15 protein-coding genes and 1 tRNA gene are annotated in these 17,984 nt (G+C 62.8%); 8 read left to right on the top strand and 8 right to left on the bottom strand.

All coding sequences use genetic code 11. The features are described 5' to 3' along the window. Window positions 1-262: 262 nt before the first annotated feature. The 3 genes from ACVWWN_RS30525 to crcB (ACVWWN_RS30515) are packed head-to-tail and all read right to left on the bottom strand — an operon-like array spanning window position 263 to window position 2,081. Window positions 263-1,324, bottom strand: a complete 1,062-nt coding sequence (locus ACVWWN_RS30525) for a DUF190 domain-containing protein (protein ID WP_457147186.1) — start codon at window positions 1,322-1,324, stop codon at window positions 263-265. Further along, complete coding sequence (gene crcB, locus ACVWWN_RS30520; RefSeq protein WP_457147185.1) at window positions 1,321-1,686, bottom strand: fluoride efflux transporter CrcB; 366 nt, start codon at window positions 1,684-1,686, stop codon at window positions 1,321-1,323. The genes ACVWWN_RS30525 and crcB (ACVWWN_RS30520) overlap by 4 nt, the downstream gene beginning before the upstream one ends. Beyond that, the gene (gene crcB, locus ACVWWN_RS30515; protein ID WP_457147184.1) at window positions 1,683-2,081 is read right to left on the bottom strand and encodes a fluoride efflux transporter CrcB; all 399 of its coding nucleotides are present in this window, start codon (window positions 2,079-2,081) and stop codon (window positions 1,683-1,685) included. Before crcB (ACVWWN_RS30515) ends, crcB (ACVWWN_RS30520) begins: the two co-directional genes overlap by 4 nt. 71 nt (window positions 2,082-2,152) lie before the next feature. Between crcB (ACVWWN_RS30515) and pgm the strand changes: the two genes are divergently transcribed. The 3 genes from pgm (at window position 2,153) to ACVWWN_RS30500 (ending at window position 5,205) form a co-directional block, all read left to right on the top strand. Continuing rightward, window positions 2,153-3,787, top strand: a complete 1,635-nt coding sequence (gene pgm, locus ACVWWN_RS30510; RefSeq protein WP_457147183.1) for a phosphoglucomutase (alpha-D-glucose-1,6-bisphosphate-dependent) — start codon at window positions 2,153-2,155, stop codon at window positions 3,785-3,787. A gap of 71 nt (window positions 3,788-3,858) precedes the next feature. Next, window positions 3,859-5,076: an MFS transporter gene (locus ACVWWN_RS30505; RefSeq protein ID WP_457149340.1), complete on the top strand. Its 1,218-nt coding sequence runs from the start codon at window positions 3,859-3,861 to the stop codon at window positions 5,074-5,076. 56 nt (window positions 5,077-5,132) lie between these two features. Further along, a tRNA-Ala gene (locus tag ACVWWN_RS30500) sits at window positions 5,133-5,205 on the top strand. 78 nt (window positions 5,206-5,283) lie between these two features. Here ACVWWN_RS30500 and ACVWWN_RS30495 read toward each other — a convergent pair. Both ACVWWN_RS30495 and ACVWWN_RS30490 read right to left on the bottom strand, forming a co-directional pair. Further along, window positions 5,284-6,465 (bottom strand): tyrosine-type recombinase/integrase, encoded by a 1,182-nt coding sequence (locus ACVWWN_RS30495; protein WP_457147182.1) that lies wholly within the window; start codon window positions 6,463-6,465, stop codon window positions 5,284-5,286. Next, window positions 6,462-7,139: a hypothetical protein gene (locus ACVWWN_RS30490; RefSeq protein ID WP_457147181.1), complete on the bottom strand. Its 678-nt coding sequence runs from the start codon at window positions 7,137-7,139 to the stop codon at window positions 6,462-6,464. The genes ACVWWN_RS30495 and ACVWWN_RS30490 overlap by 4 nt, the downstream gene beginning before the upstream one ends. 48 nt (window positions 7,140-7,187) lie before the next feature. Between ACVWWN_RS30490 and ACVWWN_RS30485 the strand changes: the two genes are divergently transcribed. From ACVWWN_RS30485 to ACVWWN_RS30465, 5 genes are all read left to right on the top strand, one after another. Continuing rightward, window positions 7,188-7,409 carry a helix-turn-helix domain-containing protein gene (locus ACVWWN_RS30485; RefSeq protein WP_457147180.1) on the top strand — a complete coding sequence of 74 codons (222 nt, stop codon included), beginning with the start codon at window positions 7,188-7,190 and terminating at the stop codon, window positions 7,407-7,409. Window positions 7,410-7,455: 46 nt separating this feature from the next. Further along, window positions 7,456-7,740, top strand: coding sequence for a hypothetical protein (locus tag ACVWWN_RS30480; protein WP_457147179.1), 285 nt, complete (start codon window positions 7,456-7,458; stop codon window positions 7,738-7,740). A gap of 114 nt (window positions 7,741-7,854) precedes the next feature. Then, complete coding sequence (locus ACVWWN_RS30475) at window positions 7,855-9,417, top strand: hypothetical protein (RefSeq protein WP_457147178.1); 1,563 nt, start codon at window positions 7,855-7,857, stop codon at window positions 9,415-9,417. Between the two features lie 435 nt (window positions 9,418-9,852). After that, the gene (locus tag ACVWWN_RS30470) at window positions 9,853-10,128 is read left to right on the top strand and encodes a hypothetical protein (RefSeq protein WP_457147177.1); all 276 of its coding nucleotides are present in this window, start codon (window positions 9,853-9,855) and stop codon (window positions 10,126-10,128) included. Between the two features lie 52 nt (window positions 10,129-10,180). Continuing rightward, on the top strand, window positions 10,181-10,981 hold the full coding sequence (locus tag ACVWWN_RS30465) for a hypothetical protein (protein WP_457147176.1): 801 nt from the start codon (window positions 10,181-10,183) through the stop codon (window positions 10,979-10,981). A gap of 338 nt (window positions 10,982-11,319) precedes the next feature. Here the strand turns inward: ACVWWN_RS30465 and ACVWWN_RS30460 are convergent, their stop codons facing one another. The 3 genes from ACVWWN_RS30460 to ACVWWN_RS30450 all read right to left on the bottom strand — a co-directional run bounded on the left by ACVWWN_RS30460 (window position 11,320) and on the right by ACVWWN_RS30450 (window position 17,619). Further along, on the bottom strand, window positions 11,320-14,463 hold the full coding sequence (locus ACVWWN_RS30460; protein WP_457147175.1) for a DEAD/DEAH box helicase family protein: 3,144 nt from the start codon (window positions 14,461-14,463) through the stop codon (window positions 11,320-11,322). 92 nt (window positions 14,464-14,555) lie between these two features. Next, the gene (locus ACVWWN_RS30455; protein WP_457147174.1) at window positions 14,556-16,751 is read right to left on the bottom strand and encodes a site-specific DNA-methyltransferase; all 2,196 of its coding nucleotides are present in this window, start codon (window positions 16,749-16,751) and stop codon (window positions 14,556-14,558) included. Next, entirely contained in the window at window positions 16,687-17,619 is a 933-nt protein-coding gene (locus tag ACVWWN_RS30450) for a hypothetical protein (RefSeq protein ID WP_457147173.1), read from the bottom strand. The genes ACVWWN_RS30455 and ACVWWN_RS30450 overlap by 65 nt, the downstream gene beginning before the upstream one ends. Between the last annotated feature and the right edge of the window lie 365 nt (window positions 17,620-17,984).

The following is a 17,984-nucleotide window of genomic DNA, read 5'->3' as shown; positions in this document are numbered from 1 at the left end:
ACCAGCGTGAGGAGCCGAAGCGGGCCCCGTTCGCGCACGTAGGCTCGTCGCAAGGTGGGCCAAACCGACGGTGTCGCAAGATGGTTTGCATTTCGGCCGAGCCCCACTGCCGACGCATCGTGTTCGACCCGGATCACCGTAATGCGGTTGCCCGCCGGGTCTGTGAACTCGCCGGCTGTATTTCCTCGGCGAAGCGGGAGCTGGCGAACCGACGAATCACCCTCTACGCCTTACCCCGACGCCCCGGCGATCAGTAGCGCGATCAGTAGCGGTAGTCGGCCGGTGACAGCGTGCCGAGGCGCCTGCCATCGTCGATCGAGACCAGCGCGGGTACCAGTTCGCTCGTCACCAAGCCGTGCCGGCCGGTCAGTTGGTCGACGACGCCGAAAATCCCGGCGATCCGCTCCGGGGTATCGATGACGATCGTGGTCACTGGAACCCGGCGGCTCACCTGAATCAGCTTGTCGCCGTGAGGTTTATGATCGCCGTAAAATCCCCAGACTCCTCGCAGGACGGTCACGCCTTGGGCGGCTTGCGAATCGAACAGCCGCCGGACGATGGCGCGGTGAACTGGGACACTGTCATGCAGCGTGGCTTCGGACGTGTAGATCATCAGCTTCTGCCACAGCCCCCGCCCCGCGGCGTCGGTGGCAGGCAGGGCAGCCGGGGGCGCCAGGATCCGGCCGTCACGCTTGCACAGTTGTGTGCGCTCGATCGTGATCAGGGCCGCGGGCAGCTGTGCCCGGAGTTCGGCCACGGCGGAGTCCACCTGTGTGCCGACGCCGATGGCGATGACCATCATCGGAACATCGATGTTGCGACTGAAGAATCGCGCGCGTCGGCGCGCTCCCAGCGTGGTGCCGTCGACGCCGAGAAACGCTGCGGCGCCGGCGAATCCATGTCGGTAGAGCAGATCGCAGGCCACCACGTGAGCCGGTTGGCCGGCTATCCGATCCTGCCTTCCCAGGTACACGGTGAGCTTGGCCGTGGCTGGAGCCGCCGGTGTCGACGCTTGGACGAGCCGGACGCGTTCGAGCGCGACCAGTCCGCGGGGTGTCATCGCCGCGACTTCGTCGGCGAGGGACGCCATCTTCTCGGCGGTGTCGAGTGCGATGACCGTGTTCGGTGGATCCTCCGAAAGGCTGAGCGTTCGGTCGCTGCGCAGGGCGTGGTGCGGGCCGTAGCTCGCCGTCCCGCGCAGCACGATGCTGGTCGCGACCGCATCGGCGGCATAGCGGCTCATCAGCGCGTCGGCGAGAAAGCGGCCGTGGGCACGCGATCGTTCCGCGAAGTACGCCGTCAGCTTCAGGTGGTCGGCGGTCATGCGCGGCCGCCCAGCCACAGGCCGAACGCCGCTGCCGCCAGTCCGAGTGCGACGCTGACGACGACATTGGCGACCGCCGGCCAAATCTGGCGCTCTTCGCTCAGCCGCTGGGTTTCCAGCATCCACGTCGAGAAGGTCGTGTAGGAACCAACCAGGGCGGTGCCGGCCAGCAGGGCGAGGTGGGGGCTGAGGGCGAGTCCCGAGATGGCGCCCAGCACCAGCGCGCCGCTCAGGTTGACCGCGAGCGTGCCGAACGGGAAGGACGCGACGATGCGTGACGACACCGCGCGGTCGACCAGGAAGCGCAGCACCGCCCCGACGCCGCCCAGCACGATCACGCCTGCCCATACGGCTACCGTCATCGGCGGATCCGCACTCGCCGCACGAGCGCCGTCGATGTGTAGAGCGCGACCAGGCCGGCGGCGATGCTGGCGGCGGTGTAGCCGGCGGCCAGACCGTAGTGATGGTGCTCGATCATCGTGATCGTCTCGACCTGCATGGTGGAAAACGTCGTCAGCCCGCCGCACAGCCCGGTGCCGAGCAGCGGACGCCGATAGCTCGACACCGGCAAACGCTCGAGTAGGCGGGTGACGAAGTAGCCGAGCAGGAAAGCGCCCACGATGTTGACGGTGAAGGTGGGCCACGGCCAGCGGCCGGGGTCGGATCCGGCGAACTCCTCCAGAGCCGCCCGGGCCAGGGTGCCGAGCGCACCGCCGGCGAACACCGCGGCCAGTTCTCGGCCGTCGAAACTGAACATGAGTCAAAGTATCGCCATCAAGCTTGGAGACCGGCGTACGGCGCGAATGTCGGTGGAGCAGAATCGGCACCATGGCCGCCAACCCCCGCGCCGGTCAACCGGCGCAACCCGAAGACCTCATCGACGTAGCCCAGGTAGTGACGGCGTACTACACCGTCCAACCAGACCCGGACAACGTGGACCAGCAGGTGATGTTCGGCACCTCCGGACATCGGGGGTCCAGTCTCGATGCGGCGTTCAACGAGGCGCACATCGTCGCGACCACTCAGGCGATCGTGGAGTACCGGGCCGGGCAGGGCACCACCGGTCCGCTGTTCATCGGGCGCGACACCCACGCGCTGTCCGAGCCGGCGTGGGTATCGGCGCTCGAGGTGCTGGCCGCCAACGATGTTGTCGCCATGATCGATTCGGCCGACCGCTACACCCCGACGCCCGCCGTCAGCCACGCGATTCTGGCGTTCAACCGCGGCCGCGAGGGTGATCTCGCCGACGGCATCGTCGTCACCCCGTCCCACAACCCGCCGCGCGACGGCGGCTTCAAGTACAACCCGCCCAACGGCGGCCCGGCCGACACCGATGCCACCTCGGTGATCGCCAAACGGGCCAATGAAATTCTGCGCGACGGGCTCAAGGCGGTGAAGCGAGTGCCACTGGCACGCGCCTTGCAGCGGGCGCAGCGCCACGACTACATGGACGCCTACATCGCGGATCTGCCCAACGTCGTCGACCTGCACGCCATCCGTGCCGAGGGCATCCGAATCGGCGCCGACCCGCTCGGCGGGGCCAGCGTCGACTACTGGGGCGCGATCGCCGAGCGGCACGACCTGAACCTGACGGTGGTCAACCCGCTCGTGGACGCGACGTGGCGGTTCATGACGCTGGACACCGACGGCAAGATCCGGATGGACTGCAGTTCGCCCAATGCGATGGCCTCGCTGATCGCCAACCGCGACCTCTATCAGATCGCCACGGGTAACGACGCCGACTCCGATCGGCACGGCATCGTCACACCCGACGGTGGGCTGCTCAACCCGAACCATTACCTGGCGGTGGCCATCGACTACCTTTATGCGCACCGCCCGGAGTGGCCCGGTTCGATCGCGGTGGGCAAGACCGCGGTGAGTTCGTCGATCATCGACCGGGTGGTCGCGGGACTGGGACGCAAGCTGCTCGAGGTACCCGTCGGCTTCAAGTGGTTCGTCGACGGATTGATCAGTGGCACCATCGGTTTCGGTGGCGAGGAGAGCGCGGGCGCGTCATTCCTGCGCCGCGACGGGTCGACGTGGACCACCGACAAGGACGGCATCATCCTGGCGCTGCTGGCGTCGGAGATTCTGGCGGTCACCGGCACCTCACCGTCGCAGCGCTACGATGCGCTGGCCGAAAAGTACGGTGCGCCAACGTACTCCCGAATCGATGCGCCGGCCAACCGCGAACAGAAGGCGAGGCTGGCCAAGCTCTCGCCCGAAGAGGTCAACGCGACCGAGCTGGCCGGGGAGCCGATCACCGCCAAGCTGACGACGGCGCCCGGCAACGGCGCACCGTTGGGTGGCCTCAAGGTGACCACCGAGAACGCGTGGTTCGCGGCGCGCCCCTCGGGCACCGAAGACGTCTACAAGATCTACGCCGAGTCGTTCCGTGGCCCGGATCACCTGGCCGAGGTTCAGGACGCCGCGCGCGAAGTGGTGAATAAGGTCATAGCGTGAGTCCGCCCTCCGCGGAGGGCGACTGTCAGGAGCGAGAGAACTCCAGCGCCACTAGAGAATCCAAGGAGCGGCTGCCACGCGAAGTTTGGCTGCTGATCGCGGCGAACGTGGTGGTCGCGCTGGGCTACGGCGTGGTGGCGCCGGTCCTGCCGCAGTATGCGCGCCACTTCGGTGTCAGCATCAGCGCGGCGACCTTCGTCATCACCGCCTTCGCGATCATGCGGTTGTGCGCCGCGCCGCCCGCCGGCGTGCTGGTTCAGCACATGGGGGAGCGGCGCGTCTACATCAGCGGACTGCTGATCGTGGCGTTGTCGACCGGGGCGTGCGCGTTCGCGGCAACGTATTGGCAACTGCTGCTGTTTCGTTCACTCGGTGGGCTGGGATCGGCGATGTTCACCGTGTCGTCACTGGGCCTGATGATCCGCATCTCACCACCGGGTGCGCGGGGTCGTGTCGCCGGCATGTTCTCCTCGGGTTTTCTGGTCGGCTCGGTCGGCGGCCCGGTACTCGGGAGCCTGACCGTGGGCCTGGGATTGGCGGCGCCCTTCCTGATCTACGGCGCCGCGCTGTTGATCGCGGCGGCCGTGGTGTTCGTGAGTTTGCGTCATTCGGCGGTGGCGGCACCCGAACTGAACACCCAACCCGCTGTCTCGGTGCGCGCGGTATTTCGTCACCGGGCCTACCGCGCGGCCCTGTTCTCGAACTTCGCGACGGGGTGGGCCGCGTTCGGGCTGCGGATCGCGCTGGTGCCGTTGTTCGTCGTCGAGGTGCTCGACCGCGGCGCCGGCATCGCAGGGTTGGCGCTGGCGACGTTCGCCATCGGGAACGTCTCCGCGGTCATCCCCAGCGGCTACCTGTCGGACCGCATCGGACGCCGTAAGCTGCTCATCATCGGACTCACGGTGTCGGCGGTCGCGACAATCCTGGTGGGCTACACGTCGTCGCTTCCGGTGTTCCTGGCGGCGGCGTATGTCACGGGGGCGGCGACCGGCGTCTTCGTCGCTCCACAGCAGGCCGCGGTGGCCGACATCGTCGGGAACAAGGCTCGGGGCGGTACGGCCGTCGCGACCTTCCAAATGATGGCCGACCTGGGATCCATCATCGGCTCGCTGGTCGTGGGTCAGATCGCGCAGCACCTGTCGTTCGACTGGGCATTCGTCGTCAGCGGTGTCGTTCTGCTGCTGGCCGCTGCGGGGTGGATATTCGCCCCGGAAACCCGAGGCCACACCCCCGCCGAGCACACCCCCGCCCGTGCGCTGGGTCCGGAGGCTGGCGGAGAAGTACCGTGAGCAGCGGTTTTGAAGGCCAACCGCAGGTGGTGTAACTTCGATGAGCACGACTTCACGGGGCTATGGCGCAGCTGGTAGCGCACCACACTGGCAGTGTGGGGGTCAGGGGTTCGAATCCCCTTAGCTCCACAAATAGAAACCCGCTCCGACCATTGGCCGGGGCGGGTTTTTTGTTTGCGGGGCGGCGTCCTATCCCGCCCGATTGTCCTAACTCTGTCCTACGGCTGCCGAGAACACCGCCGACGCGGCGGTCAGCCGGTCGTCGGTCACGCGCCCGTAGACGGCCTGAGTCATCCTCTCGGTGTGGCCGTGCCACGCGGCCACGACGTCGGCGGCGACGCCCGCCGCGCGCATCCGAGAGATATTGGAGTGCCGCAGCTTTCCGAGCGTGATCGCCTTGAGGCCAGCCGCCTTGCGCTGGGCGGCGAACTCACGGCTGTAGTCGCGCACCGGCAGCGGCGTGCCGTCGGCCCGTGAGAGCAACAGGTCGGCGTCGGCCAGTGGTCGGCCCACGGCTAGGCGCTCGCGCAGGTGCGCCGAGCGCATGGCCTTGATCATTGCCAGCTCGCGCTGAGGCACCGGCAGATCGCGGGCGCTGCGGTCGGTCTTGGTGGGCACGATCATGTCGCGCCCGTTGACGTCCACGCGGGCCTGTCGGATGCGCAGCGCCCCGGTCTCAAGGTCGAGGTCCGACCATCGCAGACCGCCGACCTCCTCGCGGCGCAGCCCGAGCAGCGTGAGCGCGTAGCACCCGGCCAGGCGGTGGGCGGCGACGTGATCGAGGAACTTTCCCATCTGCTCGGGCGTCCAAATGTCGTCGGCGGCGGTCGCGGTGACGGCCTTTTGCTCAGGCGCGGCGAGGTCAGCCGAGGGGTCATAGGTCAGCCAGCGCATCCGTTTGGCGTGCATCATCACCGACTTGAGCCGGACAATCGCGCGGCGCTTGGTGGCCGGTGCCAGCGCCTTGCCGCCCTTGCCGGTCAGCGTGGCCGACCAGTCGGCGAGCGCGGCGGGCGTGAGCTTCTGGACCGGCACCGCCCCGAACGCGCGGCGGGCGTAGGCCAGTGACTCGCGGTCGGCCCGAACCGTATTCGGCCCGATGGACGGGTCAGCCTCGCGCAGCTTGAGCCAGTGGTCGGCGACCTCATCGAACGTCTGGCTCGACTTGGGTGCCCACGTCGCCGCGCCCCACTGCTGGCGCTGCTCGGTGACCCACTGCGCGGCCTCGCCCTTGGTGCGAAACACCTTGGTAGGCCGGACTTGCTTGCCGATCACAGGATCGGTACCCAGCGTCGGGCGAGCGCGCCATCCCTTACCGCCGGGTAGGCGCTTGATCGAGCTATCGGTGCGCTCGCCACGCTGGCGGGCCTGGCTGTCGTCGGTGCTCACCGGTCAGTCTCCTGATCGCGTCGGGGTTTGCGGGGCTGGCGTAGTTCGTCGCGGGCGAGTAGCGGCGGGTCGGCGTCCTTGCATCGCTTGATCCACCCCTTGACCGTTTCGTCGGACACGTCGTGACCGAGGGCCGTGGTCGCCCGGTCGGCGACGCGGCGATACACGCCGCCGCCCTGCACGCTTTCCTCGCGCGCCCATGCCGCGACCTGTGCGAGGAACTGGCGCGGCAACGCGGGCCGACCCGCTCGGCGCGGTTTGGCTAGCGCGGTTCCCGTCGGGGCGTGCTTGGCCATCGCGTCGATGACGCCGTCGGTGAACCGAAACCGCTCGATCCAATCGTGGCCCTTAGTCGTGCCGGTCGCGGCGTCGAGTGTTTGACGTAATTTCTTCGCGGCGTCTGCCGACTGAGGGTTGTCGTGCATCGCCGCCGTCCGTGCGAGCCTGTCGGTGTTGATTCGCTTGAGGCTGTTCGAGGTGATCGGCACGTCGTCGAGCGAGGTCACGCGCAGGTCGGTGATGACCGGACCGTCGGCAGTTTCGCGCCACGCGACCTCATAGGTGTGCGCGTGATCGTGGCACGTAATCGTCACTGGCCGCGGGTCGTCAGCGTTGACCTCGACCCCGACCACCTCGCCCGCTCGGCGCGGTGAATAACTAGGTTTGGTCGCCATAAATTCTAACCCTAGACGAATCTTCACTACGGTTCAATACTCAAAGGCATGGAGATAACCGCAACCGCCCCGAACTTAACCACATTGGACGAATTGCGCGGTGGTCCACCGACTCTCAGCATCGAGCAGGCCGCTCAGTACCTCGGCGTGAGCCGGGGCTACGGCTACACGATGGCCCGTGAGGGTCGGCTACCCACGATCAAGCTCGGCGCGCGCCGGGTCCGGGTGCCCGCCCTGGCGCTGCTCAAGATGCTCGGCGGCGAGGACTGATCGGGCGCGCGGAGACGCCCGGCAGCAGAACTAAGGAGGAAACACCGTGACTATTACCGACAGAGATGATGCGGTCTCGGACGCCGAAGAGATCCTGATGCGGATCAACGATGTAGGCGAGACCCCGCTGTTAAGCCTGCTCGATTGGACGGCTAAGCATCACGTCCTCGACCCGACGATCGTTGCGCGATTGGAGGCCGGGGCGCAGGCGATTGGGACCCTGACTTACGAGACCGCCGACGCGGTGCACGACCTGATCGAGGTTACGGGACTGCAGTTGCCCCAGCGGCCCGAGCGGGACACCAGGTGGCCGTCGGGCCGCACCCGATAGAGCCAATGAGGCTGCCGCGCACGGGACTGACGCCCGACGCCCAGACATGCGAGCGCCCCGCCAGATTAACCAGTCCGACGGGGCGACTTACCGAGATGAAAGGCAGCCCAGCCAGTGACCGCCAGGTCTCAGACTACCGCGCACAACGGCAGTCCCTATCCGAACGAACCCGCCTCATATAAGCGGGCCAAGGCCGCGCAGGCGCGTGATGACAAAGACCAGTGCGCGGCGGACCAGTACCGGGCGCGCAACGCCGCCAACGTGCCGGACAGCGCGACCGAGGCAGCTGACGCGCTAGCCGACTTGCGGCGCGTGATGGCCGACAACGCCGACGTTTTGAGGTCGAGCGGTGTGCTGGCCCATATCGCCCGATTCGCCGAGGCGCGGGGCGCTGAACGGTACGGCGTGCTGTTCGGCGTCGCCATGCGCGCCGTGCTGGCCGTGCCGCCACAGGTGGTACTGCCGCCGACCATCGGCGGCGAGGTGTCGCTGAACCTGCTGCTGGCCGTCGTGGGCAGCAGTGGCGGCGGCAAGGGCACCACGGACAAGACAGCCGCCGCAGCGGTGCGGCTATCGGTGGGCGGCAGCCGCACGGTGCCGGGGTTGCCGATGCTGCCCATCGGCACGGGGGAGGGGATTAATCGGACCTACGCGCACGCCGAGCGCGACAGGCTCGGCAGCGGCCAGGTGGCGCTGCGCTGGCATACCGACCGCGCCCTGTTCGGCTGCCGCGATATCGCCACGCTCGACGCCCTGACCGCGCGTCAGGGTTCGACGCTGGTGCCCGAATTGCTCAAGGCGTACATGGGTGAGGAACTTGGATTCGCCAACGCGGACAAGGACCGTCGCGTCATCTTGCCGATGCACACCTATCGGTTGTGCCTATCGGCGGGCGTGCAACCCGACAACGGCGCGGTACTGCTCAACGAGCAGTCGCAGCGCGACGGCGTGCCGCAGCGGTTCCTGTGGTCGCCCGTCAGGCCCGGCACGGCCCGACCGCGCCGCAGCGCCGAGGCCAAGGCCGTTGACCCGCTAACCGCCGAGGTGCCCGACTTCGGCATCGACCCGATGCGGTTCGACGTCGGCGAGGACGACGACGCCGACCCGTATGACCCCGCCGCTCAGACCTTGGTGCGCATCGGCGTCGGGTCGAGCATCGCCCAGCAGATCATTGACGCCGACGCCGCCAAAGACCTCGACCCGTTCGGGCGCAGCGCCGATCCCCTGGCCGGTCACCGCCTGCTGGCGCAACTCAAGCTCGCCGCCGCCCTGGCGGTGCTGCACAACCTGCCCTACGTCGGTCCCGAGGACTGGCAGCGAGCCGAGCGGCTGATGGCGGTCTCGGCAGCCGTGGCCCGAGTCGTGGACGCCGAGTCTGGTTCGGCTGCCGAGCGCGACGCCGCGCGACAGGGAAAACTCGACGGCCACCGCCTCGCCGCCGCCGACGACGCGCGCAACGCCGCCGCGCTGCACCAGGTCATGGGTCGCATTACGCGCTACGTCGGCGAGCAAACCGATTGGGTGTCACAGAGCGCCATTCGCCGCTCGATCACCGCCAAGCTGCGCCCGAACTTCGAAGACGCGGTGCTCGCACTTATGGGTAACGGCACCATCACGCAGCGCCGCACCGAACGCGCCGGTCAGACGGTTGTCGAGTACCGGACCAAGGCGGCGTGATGACGACCGGAGGGGTGGCACACATGGCACGGGAGTGGCACCCTGGCCGGCTGGCATATGTGCAGGTCAGCGAGGGGTGGCACGGGTGGCACGGGTGGCACGCTACGAACGGGTTCTCATACTCCCGTATCTCTCTATACGGGTTCGCCCTTTTCACTTCTCTAGCTAACTATCTGACGTCGGTTGAGAGGCCGCGTTCGCGTGCGACAGGGTGCCACCCCGTGCCACCCCTGCCACCCCTGCCTGACCTGTGGTTTTGGGGTGCCACCCCCAAGGTGCCACCCCGGCCTTGGAGTGCCACCTCGGAGAGGCGGCGGCGATGGCCTAACCGACGCCGATTAGCCCGCCAAAGCCTCGGCGGCGGGCGGCGACACCGACCCACAGCACACCAACCGGCGACCGTCGCCGGGCCGAACGAAACGAGGAGATACCGCGATGATCAGCCATGACGAGACCACCGACGACCAGATTGACGCCGCGCTGTTGGCGGCGCTCGCCGACGCGGGCCGCGAGAAACTGCACCCGTGGGCCGTGATCCGGCGGCGGCTGCCCGGTTCAGACGACCGCAAGAGTGAGCGCCTGATCGCGCTGTGGTTTGAGGGCCGCACCTACGTGATCAAGGTCAAGGGGCGCAACTACGTCGGCCTCGGCGACGCCGACGACGTGCGCCTGGCGGGTGCGAACCGTGCCCGAGTGCCGTTGGTGCTGTGACTAACCCGCTGTCCGGCCAATGGCCGTCCGACCGAGAAACGGAGAACCGACCATGACCAACAACGCCGTGCGCCAGCCCGACGAGCGCCAGCGCGCCATGCGTGCGGTCGAGCTACGGGTGCAAGGGCAGACCTATGTCCAGATCGCCCTCGCGCTCGACTACAGCGACGAGAGCGGCGCACGGCACGCGGTGTCGCGCCTGCTCGCGCGCCGTGAAGCCGAGTCGATTGACGAACTGCGGGCGGTGCACTCGGCGCGCCTTGAGGGCGTGCTGTCGAGCTTCTGGCCCGCCGCGACGGCGGGCGACACCGACGCCGCCCGAATTGTGCTGCGGACGCTCGACAGCCTGGCCAAGCTCTATGGCCTCGACGCCCCGGCCCGTGTGGCGGTGGGCGCGACGGTCACCGACACTGCCGGGTTCGCCAATGAGGCCGCGCGACTGATCGAGCGGATTGCCTCGATGGGCGGCACCGATGACCTGCTGCGGTCGCTACCCAACGGCGCAGGTTACGCGGTGATCGCTGAGCGCATGCAGACGGCGTTGCCGGTCGGCGATGATGCTGCAGCGCAACATGTTTCGTTCGACCGCGTCGAGTTCGAAGACGACGGCGCCGAACCGTGGTCGAACATCGGCGGGCTGGACGCTGAGCCGGTCACCGTGGCCGAGGTCGAGCCGCGGGTCACGAAGGCCGAGCCTCTGGCCGTCGCCGAGGCCGACCCGCTGCCGGTCGCCGAGGTCGAGCCGGACGACGCCGAGGCCGAGGCTGAGGTGCGACCGTTGGCGCCGACGGGCAACCCGTGGGCGCGGCGGCTCGGCGACCGGTACGACCCGCTCTCCGGGTGGCGGCGGTAGCCAACTCGGCGGTGATAGGACAAAGCTAGGACACCGGACGCGGTTGACTCGATCGTTAGCAAAGCCGCTCGACAGCATAGGCAATGGAAGCAGCCGCGACGGCCTCGGTCAGCAATTGACACGGCGGCGGATTGTCACCACACTAGCGGAGTGATCCACGGTGGACTGGTGCCGCTGATCGGCTTGTATCAACACCGGGCCGTGCGACGTCCTACAGCACGATTGCTACAAGGGAGCCCACCGAATGGTCCGCCAATCTTTGACCGAGGCTGACGTCATCGAGGACCTCCACCGCGAGTACGTCAACCTCGGCGAAATTTACACCCACGGAGCCGGTGTTACTCAGCGTCTCCCACGATTTTGTTAAGTAGCTTCTCGATGTAGCTGGCCCGGTCCTCTTGTTGAAAGAGGACATTTCGCGCCTCAAAGTGCTGTTTCGTCATGCCGTCGTTCCACCATGCCACTTCAGGGACGCGGGTGTTAGAGATGATGAAGGAATTGAGAATGACTGCTGGGTCGCCTAGCCTCTGTTGTATTTCTTTGATGGTGATGTGGAATCGAATTTTTGGATCATCAGGTCCGTCCAGGTTCCGTAAACCCTTCGGATCGATAAAGGTCACAAACTGGCGTCCGCTGCCGTCGAGCAGCCACAGGATGAAGTCGGGATAGAAGTTGCCTGCTTCGAAGAAACCGATACCCCGTCCGCGACTCATATTGCGGAGCATGTAAAGCTCTTTGCCTTCGAGAAAGTCTTTTCTTTCTTTACAGAAGGTTTGTAGATCTAGAACGAAGTCGCGTTCTCCGCCGTTCTGCAATACGACGGGCGTAACTTCGATGAGATTGTTTCCGACGTAGACTAGTGGCTCATACAGATGACGTCCGAACGCGATTGCATACAGAGACTGGAATTCAACATTCCGCAAGTTGCCCGTCTCGACAAGCCCCTTGATTTCTTCCAGTTTTTGGACGATATCCTCGCGCGACTGTTCAATCAGCAGTCGGTACTCGTTGATGAAGTTGGGGTCATCTCCGGACATCTCTAGGTACTGCAAGTGAGCGCCCTCGTATTCCTGTCTCCGGTACTTGTAGTAGCGGTCGAGGTATTTCTTCAGTAAGGAGGTCGCCACCTCCTGCCAACGCCGGACTTGATTGAACGAACGAAAGTGCATCTCTTCCCTGGGGATGCGCAATACGTACGAGTCTTTTCGGGAAAGGAGAGTTGGCAAGTTGCCGCGCGGCAGCGTGAGGTTGTACCAACCTCGTTCATCCTTGAATTGCTGCAGTTCGGAGTAGATGGCATCAAAATCCATGAACGCCAAATGATCGGCCTCGAAGAAACCCCGGTCACGTTCTGCTACTTGCGCGCTGCTTCCGCCAACGCTGCTGACCATCGCCTGCAGCTTTGGGTACCAATCAAGAACGACGGGATGTTGGATCAGATGATCGGGAGGTTCTGCCAGAGCCGGCCTAGGACCGTCAGCCTTGAAGTCGATGCCATCTCGGAGGCGAATAGTCTTCAGTTTCTTGGTTCCAAGGTTCTTGATAACCGGCAGAACGACCTCGATTCGGTCCTCGTTTGCCGGTAGTCCCTCATCCTCCAGGTACTCCTTGAACTGCCGGATATAATCCGCGCGGATGCCGAAAATGTTGAGCGTCTCTAGAGTTTCGATGTTCCGCGGGGCATTCTCTGCTATAAGCCTTCGGCTGCGCTTAAGCGAAAAGTCTTTGCCCTTGAGGCGCACACCGCGTCCAAACAGCTGAATGATCTGTGGTCCTTCGTTTCGTCCGACGTTCATCAGGCCCATGGTGCTGACCCGCCAGCTGGACCATCCCTCTACGAATTTTTTCGAGCCCACCAGAACATTGATCGGTGAATCGGAGTCATTTAACTCTCGAAAAAGCGATCCAGAGAACTCCCTTTCGCTGACCACAAGCTCCGCTTGCTCGCTGCACAGCTTGCACAACGCTGTGGCGTCGCCAACGTTGATCAGTCCGAAAGCATCGTTGTCGCCCATCCGCAGCGCGACTTCGCCGTCCGTGCCTTTCAGATTCTCAACGTGTAACGCAGCTGTAGCCGGGGCATTGAAGAGTTCTTTTAGGATGTCGTCGAAGATTTGATTGGGTTCGAGTCCGAGAGTGGTGAGATAACGGAACGTACCCTCGAACAAATCTCGGCCTTTTGCGTCTAGTAGCCCCGATCTTCCTGAGATCAAACGCTCCAAAGATGACACGCTCTCACCGCGTTCTCGCACGAAGGCGGCCAAGAACAGCAGAATGTCCACGACATCGGAGACCTTCCGCCGATTCTGTGTGCGGACTGCGTTAACGCTGCCGCCCACCAGAATCCAAAGTGGGTGTTCGAGTAGGAAGGGCCGAAAAGCACTGGTCTGCTCGCGGTAAAGCTTCACCTGTTGGTAGAACGACAAGAGGCACGCGGTCAAGTATTGATGACGCACGTTCTCATCTGAGTCGTCGCCCAAGTTAAGAATGCGGTAATCCTTGCCGTAACCGTCTCTGTAGAAATACTTGTACGAGTAGTCGAATAGGATGCTCTTAGCGTAGGTCTGCTCTAACGTGCGGTTTCCGCTGGCTTTCATCGCCTGGCCAAAAGTAGCGGAGTACTCGAATGCGAATCCATGCTCACTAAGCTGGTTTCGCTTCTGAATCCAGACCCCGGTCTCGGTACCGCTCGTTCCCCGATGCCCCTCGTCTACAAGCACTAGGTTGTTTCCTTCAAAGGCGTCAACCGCGACGGTCTTCTCGCCCATTTCTTCCCTTAGCTTGTGGATGTCCAAGATCTCCACAGCATGGCCCGTGAAGAGACCACGGCCTGACTTCGAAAAAACTTCGGCGTCGATGCCAGAACGCTGGAACTCTTCGAGATGCTGGTGAGACAGTCCTTCGTTGGGCGTCAGCAAAATTATCCGGTCCACCTGTCTGCTGCCGTGCAAGCTCCGGTAGTGCTGATATTGCAGGATGTTGATGTGCATCAGAAGTGTCTTGCCGCTGCCGGTGGCCATCCAAAAGGCCACCTTGTTTAGCTCCTGCGCTGTATAGGGTTCTATCTTGCTTGCCTCGGGCACCGGGCCTACGGGCGATCCCGCAATCGCGTAGTCACCTTGGTTGAACGCGTGCACATGAGCATTGAGCTGGGCGAGCAGCGCGTCCTGGTCGCGAAAATAGCGGTCCAGATAGATCTCTGCGAAAAGCAGCGCCAGATACTGGAAGTACTTCGGGTATAGGACTGAGCCGCTTTGGTTGCGCCTCTCGGTGATCCGCTTCCAATGCCGCACGATGTTCTGGTCGTAAGCGAGCAGGAGATCGTGCGGCAAGTCTGAACTATCGAAAAGTAACGTCAGGTTGTGATGAAACCGGCTGACGTTGTTCTCGTCGAAACCCTCGTACTCCGGGGCGCTGAGGTTGGCGACGAGTTGCTCGAAGCTTCCCGCGCCGAAGAGTCCGAGGAGCCACTGGTGTAGCACCAGCCTCTGTTCGAATCGCAGAGGCCGCTGCTCGTTGGCGCGCGTCCTTCGGCTGACACTCTTGCGTGGTCCTCTAGGCATCCCCATGCCTCCTAGACCGTCTCGAACATGAGCCGACGGCATTCGTCCTCAGTCAACCGAACCTTCCACGTCTGGTCGGATCGCCGGAGATTCTCTAGGGAGTTGTCACCATTGACGAAAATTACGTCATAGTCTTGATTTGCGCTGTTGTAGCCCTCCTGGCGGAACCATTCGTCGAGGGCATCGCTGCTTATCTCCTTCGTATTGCGCCACAGGACGAGTACGCTTCCGCCCTGCGCGTTGGTCCCGGCCACGACTCGCACGCCCCGAACTTCCCTGATCGACTTCACACGAAGTCCTAGCAGGTAGTTGAAAGTCTCAACGAGGTCGATCACCGTCGGACTTGTCGCTCCCGCACTCCCAGTGGCAATGTCAAGTTGGTAATTGAACGGGTCTGAGAACCATTCAACGTTCAAAAGAGAGGAACTTCCCCGGCTCTCGACATCGAGCATGTACCGGAGCGCGTAATCCTCCCGAAAGTTCGACTCTTGGTCGAGGAGAGCTTGCTGCGAATCAGTGCGTTTCAACAGCAGATTGTTGAGCGTATCTTCGTAAGATTCGAGCTTGAGCACCTTAATGATTTTCGGGCTACGCTCAACCTCTTCCTGGGTGGGTAAGCGCAGAGGCTTTCCATCTTTCCAGTCCGGCGTGTACGTTGCCTTTTTAATCCGCGGCACAAGGACGGACTCGAAGTAATTTCCCATCTCAATGAGAATGAACTTTCGCTCTCCGTCATCCTCGCGATTAACCTTTATGATCGCGTGGCCCGTTGTGCCGGTACCGGCGAAATAGTCGAGTGCAGTGTCACCCTCTGACATGCCGATTCTCACGACATTTTCTAGCAGTCCCAGAGGCTTTGGGAAACCAAATTCCTTGAGCCCTAGCGCACCTAGTTCGACAGTTCCCTTTTCATTGATTACCTCGTTACTCGTCCAAATCGACTTTGGTGCCTTGTTCGCTTTCCGCGACTTCTCAAAGATCCGCCACGCGCCAGCGCGGGTTTGCTTAGCTATGACAACTCGATCGCCCTGCTGGCTCGCTGTTTGCACTTTTCCAACTGACCATCGCCAGCATGAATCTTCTCCGGCACTGTTCTGAGGATAGACAGGAATTTGATATTCCGAGGTCTCCTCTACGGAGACCAACGAGTAGCCGAGCTTTTCGTATTGTGCTGACGACGCATAGATGGGGAAGTACAGGTTTGGCCGGTTGAACCTGCCAAATCTAGGATTACGGTTCCTGAGCTCCCAAAGCTCATAACGCCCGTACTGGTCTTCAACGCCCTCTTCAAGATCGCGAGGAAGGCCACCAAGTACTGTGCTGTCGTCGCTGTCGTAAGCTAAAAGATATTCGTGAGTTTTTGCGATCGACTTGTATGTCTGACCGCGCTTATTTGATTGCACAATAATTTGTGATTCGAGATTCGCTTGACCAAACTCTCCATCGAGGACTGCACGCAATCGAGGCATCTCATTGTCATCGCAACTCGCAAAGAATGCCGAGCCGATGCTCATCAGTGGTCGGGCGGAAGCTAGGGTTTGCGTGAACATCGCAAGCCAACTTGAGTGTTGATAGTCGTCTTTGTACAGGAAGTCATCGTTACCGGTGTTGTAAGGCGGATCAATGTAGATAGTGTTTACTTCGTTTCCGTAGCGTGCTGCCAGTAGAGATAACGCTTGAAAGTTTTCACTTTCGATTAGAACGCCGTCGGTCTCGTCGTCGAGGTTTGGGATTGCCGCGGTAAGGCGCGCTCTGAAGTCATCGGAAAAGTGACGGGTATCTACGACCAGTGTTGCGTGTTGCTCGAGAAATTCGATTGTTAGAGGCTCGCTGTAACCCTTTGTGACCAGGTCCTCGACTGTCTCATCAATGGCATATAGGAATTTCCACTCCTCGCGCTGAGCCTCATTCGCAATCACCTCTTCAATGATCGAGTTACGAGTCGGGTCATCCTCGATGGCAAAGAGTCGGTCAAGAGTGACGCAGAAACGCGCCTGCACAACAAACTTTTTCTTCAGCCAGAGCTTTCCTTGAAAGTTCTCGATCTGCGCCAGGAAGTCGATGAGCTTATGTGCGATTCGGCGGATAGCTTTGATTTTCGATAGGTATTGTTCCACGCGGGGTGCTGTTCCACCCTCGACATCATCGAGGTGCATGACTTCGTTCTTGATATAAAAGTCCAGCTCGCGCCGTAAAAATTGGCTCAAGTTCTTTGTGGATGAAGTAGTCAAACGTATTCCGCGCAGTGTAGTCGTATAAGTGTTTCTCAACGAGCGTTCGGTCAGGATTTTTCTCGGTGGGCCGGTGTAGAGCCAACTCCCGAATCCATTCTTGAAATTCCTCTACCTGCTGCAACAAGCGTTGGACAGTCGCGGCATTTAGATCGGCCTGTTTATCGGTATGCGGACGGTACTCAAATTTAATGACAAGTTCGCCATTCTCCTCAGCTAGTGCCTCATCCTGCGGCAGGATGAACCGACGCTCTTTACCGTTCGCCGCCCGGTTATTGTCTTTTTCGGTGTCCGCCTCTACGAGTTTGAAGTGGACACGCCTGCCGGAGGGCAGGTTGAAGGCGTAGTCACGGAGGTACTCGCTCGACTTGATGTAGTACTGGTCGCCGTTAGCCCAGTGCAGTTTCACCTCCTCGCCCTCGTAGGGGATGGCGTAGACACCTTCCTTGTAACGGCGAAGGGAGATGAAGTCGCCATCTTGGTAATACCGGCGAAAGAACGTGTAGAGGTGCGAGTAGACCTCAGCTTCGAGGGCACTGACGTCCGGGACCTGGACGAGCCTCGCGCGGAGGTCCTTGACCTTTTGGGTTGTCTCGGGATCGACGCCGAGGTCCTTTGCCTTCTGTATTGCGTCGTCGAGCTCTCCGGCGACAACAGCGCGATTCTCAACCTCGTAAGCCTCGAAAGCGTCGCGGACCTGGGGGAGCAGACCCCCGTCGAGGAACCCAAGGATCTCGTCGCGCTTGGTATTCATGATTCGGTAGAAGCCGAAGTCCAGATCCGCCTGGTCCAGTTGAAAGATCTGAGCGAGCAGGCGCTTCAGTCTTTCGAGGTTCTGAGACATCGTCGTCCTCTCTAGCCGCGCTTGGCGGGTTGTGTGCAGGCGGGGCGTTGGACCGCTGCCTCAAGTTGTAGTGCAGTCGTCCGACGTAGATGTGATTCTCCGGCATGGCGGACCCCGAACTTGGCGGCTGGGTGCCTAGGCGGATCTTTACCGCATCTTCAGTTCGGTCCAATTCGACATGGCGCTCGAACCTACCCGCGTTAGCGCAGGCGCGGGCGGAGCGGTATCGGACAGCGTTTCAAGCCGCCGCGCTGTAGTCGTGGTGGGTCGTATCAGTGCGGCGTCTGTAGAGCTCGGGTTTACCGACGGGCGGCGGCCAGGCAGCACTCAGCCTGGCGGACGAAATCGATACGCGATAGCCCGCG

The sequence above is a fragment of the Mycobacterium sp. URHB0021 genome (genome assembly GCF_054057895.1).
Note: the sequence above shows the minus strand (reverse complement) of the source record. Positions and strands in the feature narration are given on the sequence as shown.

Excerpts from the sequence above, each read along its gene's own strand:
- ACVWWN_RS30525 (WP_457147186.1), bottom strand. The coding sequence starts at position 1,324 with ATGACCGCCGACCACCTGAAGCTGACGGCGTACTTCGCGGAACGATCG.
- crcB (WP_457147185.1), bottom strand. The coding sequence starts at position 1,686 with ATGACGGTAGCCGTATGGGCAGGCGTGATCGTGCTGGGCGGCGTCGGG.
- crcB (WP_457147184.1), bottom strand. The coding sequence starts at position 2,081 with ATGTTCAGTTTCGACGGCCGAGAACTGGCCGCGGTGTTCGCCGGCGGT.
- pgm (WP_457147183.1), top strand. The coding sequence starts at position 2,153 with ATGGCCGCCAACCCCCGCGCCGGTCAACCGGCGCAACCCGAAGACCTC.
- ACVWWN_RS30490 (WP_457147181.1), bottom strand. The coding sequence starts at position 7,139 with ATGGCGACCAAACCTAGTTATTCACCGCGCCGAGCGGGCGAGGTGGTC.
- ACVWWN_RS30485 (WP_457147180.1), top strand. The coding sequence starts at position 7,188 with ATGGAGATAACCGCAACCGCCCCGAACTTAACCACATTGGACGAATTG.
- ACVWWN_RS30470 (WP_457147177.1), top strand. The coding sequence starts at position 9,853 with ATGATCAGCCATGACGAGACCACCGACGACCAGATTGACGCCGCGCTG.
- ACVWWN_RS30465 (WP_457147176.1), top strand. The coding sequence starts at position 10,181 with ATGACCAACAACGCCGTGCGCCAGCCCGACGAGCGCCAGCGCGCCATG.
- ACVWWN_RS30450 (WP_457147173.1), bottom strand. The coding sequence starts at position 17,619 with ATGTCTCAGAACCTCGAAAGACTGAAGCGCCTGCTCGCTCAGATCTTT.